Below are 8,577 nucleotides of genomic sequence, written 5' to 3'. Positions count from 1 at the left end.
CGTGGGGGCCTTCGTCCTCGGTCGCCGGGGGAGCGGATCCGGGGGCGGATCCGGCACGGCCTTCTCCTCCGGTGAGCGCCAGGGCCCGCCCTCCGCGGGCGCCTCCGTGGAGGGCATGCCGGAGCTGCCGTCCTCGCCGACGAAGATGGACGTGCCCGGCTCCGCCGCCACCGCCGCCATCTGGGTGGACGTGCACGCGCCGGGGAAGGTGCGCGACGCGCTCGTGCGCAACGCGTGGCTGAAGGAGCAGCTGGACAAGCCGCTGGGCCAGGGCTTCGTGAGCGGGTGGGCCGCGTTCCTGGGCTCCACCGGCACCGACCTCAAGGCGTCCTTCAAGGGCGCGGTGCTGGACGTGGTGGCGGGACAGCTCCTGGACGCCCCCTTCCGCACGGTGTGGTTCAGCGGCGCCACGCGCGCGGGAACGCCCGCGCTCATCGTCCCCAAGGCGGGCAAGACGTCGCTGGCGGCGTGGGACGCGATGGACGCGGTGGCGAAGCGCGGGGAGATGACCGCGGACAGCTGCCCGGCCAGCACGGAGAAGGCCCCCGAGGGCGGCTTCCACCTGTCGCGCTGGCTCGTCGCGGAGCAGACGGTGTGGGCCGCGCGCACGGCGGACCGGGTGGTGCTTGCGCGGCACCCGGTGGTGGTGCTTCAGGGCCTGTGCACGCCCCTGCCGGAGCTGGACGCGGACGACGGCGTGGACGTGGAGGTGGGCTTCGACGCCAACGCCTACGGCCGCGAGGCGCAGCTGCTCACCCACGTGCTGGGCCTGGGCGAGGACACGCGGTTGCAGTTCGGCGTGGAGGGCGACCGGCTGGTGGGCCGGGGCATTTCCGGAAAGCTGCTGGAGAACGTGGCGCCGCTCGACAGCGCGCCCCTGTCCGACGACCTGTTGAAGCTGGTTCCGGAGGAGACGCCGGTGCTGCTCGCGTTCCAGCTCAAGCTGCCCGAGTCGCTGGAGCCCGCCGCGCTGAAGACGTTCTGGACGGAAGGCGGCGAGGGCAAGACGCGCACGCGGCAGGTGGCCCTGGTGTGGACGCCGCGCGGCACCCCGTCGCTGGAGCCGGAGCTGGCGCTCCTGTGGGGCCGCGAAGAGGACGCGGACGGCTTGCAGACGCTGTTCTCCGGCGGCGCGCGGACGCTGACGCGCGCCACGCTGTGCAAGCACGTGGTGCTGGCCACGAGCGAGCAAGAGGTGGAGCGGCTGAAGAAGGCGTGTGAGGGCCGCGGGCCCAACCTCCTGAACGCCGCGGGGCCGGTGGTGACGGGGCTGCGCGCGCCCGCGTCGGTGGTGTTCGGCATCAACACGGGGCGGCTGCTCAGCGGACTCGCGATGGACGGCTACACGTCCGAAGCGCGCGTGGACCGCTCGTCACCGCTGTCCAAGGCGGCGCCGCCGGAAGTCGAAGCGGCCCGAAGAGACCTGGAGTCCCTGCCGTACCTGGGACTTCGCGGCACGGTGAAGGGCGATGCCCTGGTGCCGGGAGGATTTGGAACATGAAGACGACGGTGCGTTTCGCGGCCCTGGCCGCGCTCCTGGTGTCCGGCGTGGCGCTGGCCAAGCCGCTCTACATCACCGTCCCGCGCTCCTACGGCAGCGGCGAGCCCGTGGCGGTGGACGTCGCCTTCGAGGACAAGGGCCCCGTGGAGCTGCGCGTGTTGCAGCCCGCGAACCTGGACGCCTTCATCCGCGCGCAGGGTGACCTGCGGCGCGCGTACCAGACGCCGCCCACGCTCATCAACCCGGGCCGGGGGCTGAGCCGCGGCCTCAACGCCGTGCGCTCGCCGGGCCTCGTGCTGATGGAGGCGCTCAGCCCGGAGTTCCGCCAGGAGGTGAGCGACGCGCTGCCGAAGCCGCCGGACGAGGCATCGTCGGACGAGCCGCTGGCGAAGGTGGCCGAAGGGCCGGAGAAGCTGGTGGGCACGCCGCCGGGCTTCACGGTGGTGCGCAGCCAGTGGCTCAACCTGGACCTGGGCGGCACGGAGCGGGACTTCAACGTGCCCGGCTTCGACACCGGGCATGACAGCGGCGGCTTCCAGGAGCGCCGCGTGTTGCTGGCCCCGCTGCCTCCGGGCGCCTACGTGCTCCAATTGGTGCAGGGCCGCGTGGAGGGGCAGGTGGTGCTCGTCGTCAGCGACGTCACCGTGCAGCTCAAGCAGACCGACGGCCAGGTGCTGGTGCGCGTGGCGGGGCGCGACCAGCAGCCGCGCGCGGGCGCGCAGGTGCAGGTGTACCTGCCCGCGGGCAAGGGCCCCACGGGCACGACGGACGACAAGGGCGAGCTGACGCTCCAGGTGGCGGAGCCGCGCATCCTCGCGACGGTGACGTCCGGCAAGGACACGGCCATCGTGGACACGGACTTCTACTCCGCGCTGGCGGTGGCGCCGGACGTGTTCATCTACAGCGACCGGCCCATCTACAAGCCGGGCAACGAGGTGAAGTTCCGCGGGCTCGTGCGCCAGCCGGACACGTTCCTCGCGCGCCTGTTCACGCCGAAGAAGCGCGACGTGCGCGTGAAGCTGGTGTCGCAGGAGGGCCGCGAAATCGCGACGCGCGCGGTGGTGGACGAGTTCGGCGCGTTCAGCGGCACGATGCAGGTGCCCGACGACCTGGGCACGGGCGTGCTGCGCATCGAAGCGGACCTGGACACGCACCCCTACCAGGGCGAGGCGCGCGTGCAGGACTACGTGAAGCCCACGTTCTACCTGGAGGTGCAGCCGGCGTCGGAGACGGTGGTGCCCGGCGAGACGGTGAGCGTGAAGGTGCGCGCGCGCCGGTACGCGGGCGGCGTGCCGAAGGGCGCGAAGTACGAGGTGTTCCTCTACCGCAGCCTGCTGGACGCGCCCGCGTGGGTGGACGACGCGGGCAAGGGCGGCCAGGGCAGCGCGGTGACGTACGGCACCGCCTCCACCAGTGAGGGCAAGCTGAGCGTGCCGGAGCGGCTGTACTCCTCCGTCGCGGAGCGCGAGGCCGGCGAGGACCCGTGGTCCAGCGCGAGCGAGTTCGACGCGAGCGGCGAGGCGGAGGTGGAGGTCGCCGTCCCCGCGCTCAAGCCGGGCGAGGAGCGGCTGCCGTACCGCTACAGCCTCACCGTGCGCGCACGGGATGATCAGGAGACGTTCGCCAACGGCACCGCCGCCTTCTTCCTGTCGAAGGTGGAGGTGCTGGGCGTGGCGCGGTACTCGGACGCGGTGGTGGCCAAGGGCTCGGAGGCGCTCCTGTCCGTGCGCGCCACCACGCTGTCCGGCAAGCCCTACGGCGTCACCCAGGGCGAGGTGGCCTTCGTGCTGCGCCGCGCGGACGGCAGCGAGAAGCCGCTGGGCTCGCACGCGTTCACCACCGCGCAGGACGGCACGTCGCGCGAGAAGGTGCCCACCACCGACGTGGGCGCGGTGATCGCGCGGGTGACGGTGAAGGACAAGAAGGGCGAGGCGTGGACGGGCGAGGAGTCGCTGCTCGTCATCGGCGCGGCGGATGAGCCCGTGGCGCAGGTGCCCAACCTCACGCTGGCGTCGCTGTCCGGCACGCTGGAGCCGGGCGACAGCGCGAAGCTGGTGGCGCTCTTCCCGGATGGCTGGGGGCAGGGCGGCAAGGACAATGGCCCGGTGTGGGTGACGCTGACGGGCGCGGGCCTGTACGGCACCACCGTGGTGCCGCTGAAGGGCCGCACGCTGGTGCACGCGTTCCCGGTGGAGAAGCGCTTCGGCAGCGCGGTGTACGCGTCCGTCGCGTACCCCACGGCGACGGGCCGCTGGGAGGAGCGCACGGTGGCGTTCCGCGTGGTTCCGAAGGAGCGCACCCTCACGGTGTCGCTCCAGGCGCGCCGCGCGGAGGCGCTGCCGCTCACCGAGCAGGCGGTGGACGTGCGCGTCACCGACAGCGAGGGCCGCGGCGTGGTGGCGCAGCTCTCCGTGGGCGTGGTGGACAAGGCCGTCTACGCCATCCAGGGCGAGTTCCGTCCGGGCGTGCTGGACTTCTTCTATCCGCCCGCGCGCGACAACGTGACGAGCTTCTATTCGGCGGAGTTCCAGGGGTACGGCTACGGCGAGCAGCTGGCGCGCAAGATGTCCGGCCTGCCGGACCACGCGTTCGCGTCCATCAAGCCGCCCAGCCGTCAGGCGAAGGACCTGGAGAAGGACACGGCGCACTGGGATCCGGCGGTGGTGACGGACCGGGACGGGCGCGCGACGGTGCGCTTCACGCTGCCCTCCAACCAGACGCTCTGGGTGGTGACGGCGGTGGCGGCGGACACGTCCGGCCGCTTCGGCGAGGGCACATCCGAGTTCGCCACGCGCGGCGGCCTCAACGTCTACGCGGCGCTGCCGCAGTTCCTGCGCGAGGGCGACGAGGCGCTGGCGTCGGTGCGCCTGTCCGCGGGGGAGAAGTCCAAGGGCAGCCAGCTGCTGGACCTGCGCATCCAGCCGGGCGGGGCGCTCCAGGCGGCCGCCACCCAGAAGAAGCTGGAGCTGGGCGAGGGCGGCGAGCAGGTGGTGCCGGTGACGCTGCGCGCGTCGAAGACGGGCCCCGCGGAGCTCGCGGTGGACGTGACGGGCGGCAAGGATCCGCTGCGCGACCTCAAGCGCTTCGACGTGGCGCCAGCCGCGGTGGAGGACGCGGTGCAGGTGAGCGCGTGGGGCGGCGGGGCGCTCTCGCTGGACACTCCCGGCTCCGCGACGCTGACGCGCGTGGAGCTGGTGCTCCAGCCGTCCACCGTGGACGCGGCGCTCACGCAGGTGCGCGAGCTGCTGACGTACCCGTACGGGTGCCTGGAGCAGCTCGTGTCCACGACGGTGCCGAACGTGGCCGTGTACCAGGTGCTCCAGAAGGCGGGCGCGCTGGAGAAGCTGGACCCGGACTCGCAGGCGCTGCTGGCGGAGGCGCGCAGTCGCTCCGTGCAGGGCACGGCCCGCATCCTCGGCCTCGCGGTGAAGGGCGGCGGGTTCACCTGGTTCGGTGGCTACAGCGAGCCCAGCCTGCCGCTCACGCTCATCGCGCTGGACGGCCTGGCGTACGCGGCGGAGGCGGGGCTGGTGGACCGCGACGACGCGCGCATCGTGGAGAGCGCGAAGTGGGTGGAGGCGCAGGAGGGCCTGCCGCTGGAGTACGACGCCACGCGCGCCTACGTGCTCGCGCGGTTGCAGGGGCCCCGACAGGCGGCGCGGGTGCGTGCGCTGGTGGAGGGTGCGCAGCCCGGGGACCTGTACTCGCTGGCGCTCGCGGTGCTGGCCGCGGAGAAGGCGGGCGTGATGAAGGAGCCCGCGCTCCAGGCGCGCATCCAGGCGCTGGTGAAGCAGAGCGGCGAGGGCTTCGCGAAGCTCGCGAGCCTCAAGGGTGAAGCGGAGACGTCCGAGGCGTTCTACCGCTTCCCGCTGCGGCGCGTGGGCCTCACCGCCATCACCGCGCACGCGGCGTCGTTCGGGTCGCTGGACGTCACCCGCGCGCGCAAGCGCATCCTGGAGATGCTGAGCGAGCCGGGCCTGTCCACCTTCGACCGGAGCACCGCGCTCTTGCACTCGCTGTGGCTGGTGGAGCGCGACGCGAAGGCGTTCAAGGGCATGACGCCGCCGGAGGTGAAGGGCGCGTCGGCGCCGGTGAAGTTCGCCTCGCGCGGCATGGGGCTCGTCGCCACGCTGCCGGCGGGGACGCGCACGGTGGACGTGGGCGGCTTCGACGGCGTGGCCACGCTGCGCGCCGCCGCGACGACGCCGCTCAAGGCGGTGCAGCCGCGCGTGGAGGGCATGTCCGTCAACCGCGCGTACTACGTGCTGCGCGAGGGCGGGAAGGTGAAGCTGGACACGGGGGCGAGCGTCACGCAGGGCGAGGAGGTCTACGTGGAGCTGACGCTGGATGCGCGCGGCGAGAACCGGGCGCGCTCGGCGTACTACGTGGTGGAGGACGCGGTGCCGGCGGGCTTCGTCGCGCTGCTGGAGGACAAGGTCTTCCGGGGGCCTCCGCACTCGCTGCCGCTGGCGCCGGAGGCGCTCAAGCGCCGGCAACTGGACCCTTCTCACGCCACGTTCTTCTTCGAGGAGCCGGCGTGGTGGAGCGACAGCCCGCGCACGGTGGGCTACGTGATGCGCGCGCAGTTCGCGGGCACGTTCGCCGCGCCGCCGGCCACCATCGAGGACATGTACTCGGCGCGCATCCGGGGCCGCACCGCTTCGGACGTGCTGAAGGTGGTGCCCTCGAAGACGTCCGTGAGCGACCTGTAGCCCATGGGGTGGGCCGTCGCCGTCGCCGTGCTGTTGTCGGCTTCGCCCACCTTCGTCACGCGGGGCGACGTGACGCCGGAGGCGGACCTGCGCGGGGAAGCGCAGGCCGCCTGGACGTCACTGGAGGCGCGGTACGCGGCGCAGGCGGGCGGACTTCCGACACGGGCCCCCGCCACCGTGACGCTCCAGAAGGGGCAGGCCCTGCCTCCCGAGCGCAACGCGCAGGGACGCCCCGGCATGGTGGAGCTGCGGCAGAGCACGCCGGGGGTGCTGGACGCGCGGCTGCGCACGGCGCTGCGGCACGAACTGGCGCACCAGCTCCTGTGGTGGGCGTGTCCCGCGTCCAGCGAGGACCGGCTCTTCCATGAGGCGTTCGCGCTGACGGTGAGCGGGGAGCTGCCCGCGTGGCGCGAGTCCGGGTACCAGTCGCTGTCGCGAGCCGCGAAGGAGGTCGCGAGCGCGCCCGCGGTGGACACGCCCCGGGCCCGCAGGGGACTGGCGCGCATCCTGGGCGAGCACGTGGGGTTCCCCGCCGCGCTGACGCGCCGGCTGCGCCAGTGCCACGACGGCACGCGGTGGGCGTCCCACCTGTCGGTGGAGGAGCTGGCGGACGTGGCGGTGCTCGCGCCCGAGCCAGCGACGGTGGTGGTGAGCCGGCACTCGGGGGAGGTGTTGTTCGCGGAAGGGGACGTGCGCAGGGCGGTGCCGTATGGCTCCGCGCTCAAGCCGTTCCTGTACGCGGCCGGGACCATGGCCTCGCGGTCGATGGATGCTCCAGGGGCGGAGGCGTCGAGTCGCGAGGTGAGCAACTCGCCAGGCGCATCAGCTGCTTCGAAAGGGGCGGCGGCCTCGCCTCGTGCGGTGAACACCCCGCCAGACGCGTCGCGTGTTGGACCCTCCCCGGGCGCCGCATCCCCTCCGCTGCTCGCGCCACGCGCTGGCGTGCAGGAGTGGGCGTGTGGCGCGGGCCTGCCTCCGAAGGTGGATGCGCGGCTCGCGCTCCTGCGCTCCTGCAACGGCTACTTCCTGGACTGGGAGGCCACGGGGCGTGCGCCCAAGGAATTCGGCGTCTGGGGGCCGGTGCTCTCGGCGGTGGGCCTCACCGGCCTGCCCGCGGATATGACGGAGGCCATCGGGCTGCGCTCCGCGCACGGCCTGTCCCCGTGGGGCATGGCCCAGGCGTACCGGCTGCTCGCGGAAGGGCGCCCCGACGTGCTCGCGCTCCTCACCGGCAACGTGGAGGAGGGCACGCTCAGCGGCCTCTCCACGTCGAAGGCCCTCAAGGGCGTGGCCACCAAGACGGGCACGGTGCGCGATGCCGCGAGCCGCCCCCAGCTCGGGTGGATCGCCGCCGTGGACGCGGACCTCGTCCTCGTGGCCGTGCGGCCCGGCAAGATGCCCCGGCACTTCGTGGACGAAGTCCCCGCGCTCCTTTCCCGCGTGCGCAACCAGGCCGCGGGCCTGGAGGCCGCTCGCGTACAGGTGCTCGGCCTGCTGCCCTCCGCGTCCGTGGAGGCGCGCTGCTCGGGCGCGGGCTTCGCGCTGGAGGACGGCGCCCCACGCCCCGCGCCCACGGACTTCTCCCGCCTGGACGCGCTCACCGCGAAGGGCCCGGCGGTGTGCCTGGGCAGCCCCTGGCGCGTGCGCTTCCCGGAGGGCCCCGATGGCGGCCGTGACTACGCGGGCGTCTTCACCTGGTCCACGCCTCCGCCCTACCGGCCGCCCCCGGGCGTGCCCACCACGCCCAGCGCGCTCAAGGCCCGGCGCGGCTCCGACTTCGTCTTCCGCACCACGCGCGTGCAGTACACCGCCGGGGTCGTCGCCGCCGAGGACGTCACGCTGAAAGGCGAGGCCCGCGTCGCGCTCTGCCGCGTGGTGGCCCACAACGAGCGCCACGGGGCCCTGCGCCACCCCGGCCGCGCCCTCTGCGACACCACCCACTGCCAGGCCTTCCGCGGCACCGTGCGCCTGCGCCCCGAAGACACCCGCGCGCTCAAGCTCCCCCCGCTGAAGTGGGACGCCTGGCTGACCTTCTCCCAGGGCGGGGCCACCCCCTGGCGCGAGTTCCGCTCCCGCGCCCAGGTGGAGGCCCTGCTGGGCACCCACCTCGTGTCCCTGCGCTTCGAGTCCGGCCGCGTGCGCTACCTGCGCACCGAAGGCGAGGCCGGCGCCCCCTATGAGGACGCGCGCTCGCTGCCCTGCGACACGCTGCGCGCGGGCCTCCAGCTCCCCTCCTGTCCCCAGCGCGCCTCCTTCGACGGCCCCCGCATCCTCTTCGAGGGGCAGGGCCGGGGCCACGGCGACGGCCTGGACGTCGAAGCCGCCAAGGCCGCCACCGGCCTCTCCAGCGACGCCCTCCTGCAA

General features: G+C 73.6%; 3 protein-coding genes. All 3 read left to right on the top strand.

Going from position 1 to position 8,577, the window contains the following annotated elements; translation table 11 throughout:
* Positions 1 to 1,501 (top strand): hypothetical protein (locus tag D7V93_RS30910; protein ID WP_120646801.1); only part of this gene is annotated, 1,501 nt, incomplete at its 5' end.
* Positions 1,498 to 6,213: an alpha-2-macroglobulin family protein gene (locus D7V93_RS30905; RefSeq protein WP_120646800.1), complete on the top strand. Its 4,716-nt coding sequence runs from the start codon at positions 1,498 to 1,500 to the stop codon at positions 6,211 to 6,213. The genes D7V93_RS30910 and D7V93_RS30905, both read left to right, overlap by 4 nt.
* A gap of 3 nt (positions 6,214 to 6,216) precedes the next feature.
* Positions 6,217 to 8,577, top strand: a 2,361-nt coding sequence (locus tag D7V93_RS46950) for a SpoIID/LytB domain-containing protein (protein ID WP_244237620.1), incomplete at its 3' end; no start/stop codon positions are given.

Origin of the sequence: Corallococcus llansteffanensis, from assembly GCF_003612055.1 — a bacterium.
In the GTDB taxonomy this organism is placed as follows: domain Bacteria; phylum Myxococcota; class Myxococcia; order Myxococcales; family Myxococcaceae; genus Corallococcus; species Corallococcus llansteffanensis.
Note: the sequence above shows the minus strand (reverse complement) of the source record. Positions and strands in the feature narration are given on the sequence as shown.

Coding starts and splice junctions, on each gene's coding strand:
- D7V93_RS30905 (WP_120646800.1), top strand. CDS start 1,498: ATGAAGACGACGGTGCGTTTCGCGGCCCTGGCCGCGCTCCTGGTGTCC.